The 2494-nt window shown below is 72.0% G+C and carries 3 protein-coding genes and 1 pseudogene; 2 read left to right on the top strand and 2 right to left on the bottom strand.

The annotated features are described in order from the left end of the window. A partial coding sequence (locus CSW58_RS12700; protein WP_099447530.1) for a TolC family protein occupies positions 1 to 1016 on the bottom strand: 1016 nt, incomplete at its 3' end. A gap of 66 nt (positions 1017 to 1082) precedes the next feature. Next, positions 1083 to 1445 carry a hypothetical protein gene (locus CSW58_RS12695; protein WP_143755206.1) on the bottom strand — a complete coding sequence of 121 codons (363 nt, stop codon included), beginning with the start codon at positions 1443 to 1445 and terminating at the stop codon, positions 1083 to 1085. 161 nt (positions 1446 to 1606) lie between these two features. Between CSW58_RS12695 and CSW58_RS16335 the strand changes: the two are divergent. Both CSW58_RS16335 and CSW58_RS16330 read left to right on the top strand, forming a co-directional pair. Next, positions 1607 to 2155 (top strand): annotated as a pseudogene (locus CSW58_RS16335) (SUMF1/EgtB/PvdO family nonheme iron enzyme); the annotation flags it as partial. Between the two features lie 106 nt (positions 2156 to 2261). Further along, a complete protein-coding gene (locus CSW58_RS16330) occupies positions 2262 to 2447 on the top strand; it encodes an SUMF1/EgtB/PvdO family nonheme iron enzyme (RefSeq protein ID WP_369825190.1) in 186 nt (61 codons plus the stop codon). Positions 2448 to 2494 lie beyond the last annotated feature (47 nt).

The raw sequence follows: 2494 nt of genomic DNA, 5'->3' as shown, positions 1-2494 counted from the left end.
CGGGCGATCTCGCGTTGGCCGGCGATCCGCGCGGCGGCGAGATCGGCCTCGACCGCCAGACGTTCGGCGCGGGCCCGGTCAATGGCCCCGCGATTGGTGTCGTATCGGCCCAGGGGCAGGGTCGCGCCCATCACCAGCGCCACCGCGCCCTCGTTTTGCAGGTGACGCACGCCGAAATTGACGGTCCGGTCCTGCACGGCCCGCGCCTGTTCAACCGCGACGCGGGCGGCCGCGACGTCCTGCTCGGCTCTCAGAAGCGCCAGATCGGGACCTTCGGCCGACACCCCCGCGCCTTCCGGTCGCCCGATGTCCTCGAAGAGTCCGGCGGGCATGGCGAAGGCGGGCGAGCCGCCCCAGTAGGCCGCCAGGGCCGCGCGGGCGTTGCCGGCGTCGGCCTGGGCGCGGTCAAGGCTGACCCTGGCCTGGGCCAGTTCGGCGTCGGCCCGCGCGCCGGCGAACAGCGGGTCACGCGCCCCGGCCACGCGGCGGCTGACTTCGCGCTCAGCGCGCTGGGACACGGCCAGCCGCGCCTCGGCCACGGCGACCTCGGCCTCGCTGGCCAGGACGTCGACGAAGGCCAGCTGCATCGCCTTGGCCAGATCCAGGCGGCGCAGCTGGGCGCGGGCCTCGGCCAGTCCGGCCTCGCGCTCGGCCAGCCCGGTTCGCGCTTGGCGCTTGCCGCCGCGCTCATAGGTCTGATGATAGACGATCGTCGCCTCGGTGCGGCCCAGGCTCGAGAACGGACCGCTGCCGGTGAAGTTCTCGATCTCGACGCCCAGGCTGGGATTGGGCCTGACCGCGGCCTGACGGACATTGGCCCGGGCGGCGTCCAGTCGCGCGGCGGCGCCGGCGGCCGCGGGGTCGGAGGCCAGGGTTCGGCGCAAGGCCTCGTCAAGCGACAGAACGGCTTGTGAATAGGCGGGCGAGGCGCTCAGCAGCGCCGCGCCCAGCAGCAGGGCGCGGGCGCGGATCGCGCCGCGACGCACGGGCGCGCGGCCCGGCGAAAACGGGAACATGGGATATCTCCAGGCAGGGATCGGCGTCGCCCAACAGGCGTCGCGGTTCAGACAGTCAGGTCTGGATCACGCCTTCGGCGGTCGCTCGATGCCGTAGCCCGACAGGCCCGAACGGTGAACGCCGCGCGTCGGGGCCACCGCCTGGGTCGCGGGCGGCCTCGGATCGGCCGGCGCCTGATCGACGCCCAGGCCGACCGCATGGTGATCGACGCTGTGATGGTGATGGGTTTCGCCGGCGGGTTCGGCCGGGGCCTCGCCATGGTGTTCGTGGCAGTGGTGGTCGGCGTCGACGGTCAGGACAAGTCCGGGGGCGGCATGATGACCGGCATGTTCGGCGGACTCGAAGGCCTGGACGTCGGACTGGCCGACGAGCGCCAGGATCGTCGCCACGCAGAGCATGGCGAGCCAACCGCTTGTCTTTCGAAACATCGCCAAGCCCATGAAAGGCTTCATGCGGCATGGGGCGGGGGGATGCAAGACGGTCGTAATGTCGCGCCTTGGCGCGAGCGCCGCGTGGCTGATCTTGCGTCCGGCCCGGTTATTCAGGCAACTGGTCCGCGTCAGGCCCGGCGGGGCGATGGTGAGGGTCGATGGTCGCTAAACTCCAGTCCGGTTCGTCCAAGCCCGCCCGGTCTCGTCGTTTCGACGGCATGAGGTTGATCCGGGGCGGGACCTTCCTGATGGGCTCGGAGGCCTATTACGCCGATGAGCGTCCGGTGCGGCCGGCCATGGTCGGCGATTTCTGGATGGACGAGACGCCGGTCACCAACGCCCAGTTCGCGCGCTTCGTCGAGGCGACCGGCCATGTGACCTTCGCCGAGCTGCCGCCCGATCCCCGCGACTATCCGGGCCTGGACCTCGACCTGGCCCTGGCCGGATCGGCGGTGTTCACGCCGCCGGCCCGTCAGGGCTTCGCGCCGCTGACCTCGACCACGCCGGTCAGCTGGTGGGACTTCACGCCGGGGGCCTGTTGGCGCGCGCCGTCGGGTCCGGGCAGCGATCTGGCGGGCCTGGATGACCATCCGGTGGTGCATGTGGTGGCGGCCGACGCCGAGGCCTATGGACGCTGGGCCGGCAAGACGCTGCCCAGCGAGGCGGAATGGGAATATGCCGCCCGCGGCGGGGCGGTGACCGAGTTTCCCTGGGGGACACCCTGGAGCCGGACGGTGTGCGCATGGCCAAGACCTGGCAGGGCGAGTTTCCGACCGTCAATCTGGCCCGGCCGGCCTGGAGCGGACCGGCCCGGTGCGCGGCTACCCCGCCAACGCCCTTGGCCTCTACGCCATGATCGGCAATGTCTGGGAATGGACCAGCGACTGGTACACGGCCTCGCCGGTGGTGGATCGCCCTGCTGCGGCGGCGAGACGCGCCGACGGGCGGAGAGCTGCGATCCGGCCTCGCCCGCCGCGCCCATCCCGCGCCGGGTGCTGAAGGGCGGCTCTCATCTTTGCGCGCCCAGCTATTGCCAGCGCTACCGG

The sequence above is a fragment of the Caulobacter sp. B11 genome, assembly GCF_002737765.1.
Classification (GTDB): domain Bacteria; phylum Pseudomonadota; class Alphaproteobacteria; order Caulobacterales; family Caulobacteraceae; genus Caulobacter.
The sequence above is the reverse complement of the archived record's forward strand: the minus strand, read 5'-3'. Positions and strand labels throughout refer to the sequence as shown.

Excerpts from the sequence above, each read along its gene's own strand:
- CSW58_RS12695 (WP_143755206.1), bottom strand. The coding sequence starts at position 1,445 with ATGTTTCGAAAGACAAGCGGTTGGCTCGCCATGCTCTGCGTGGCGACG.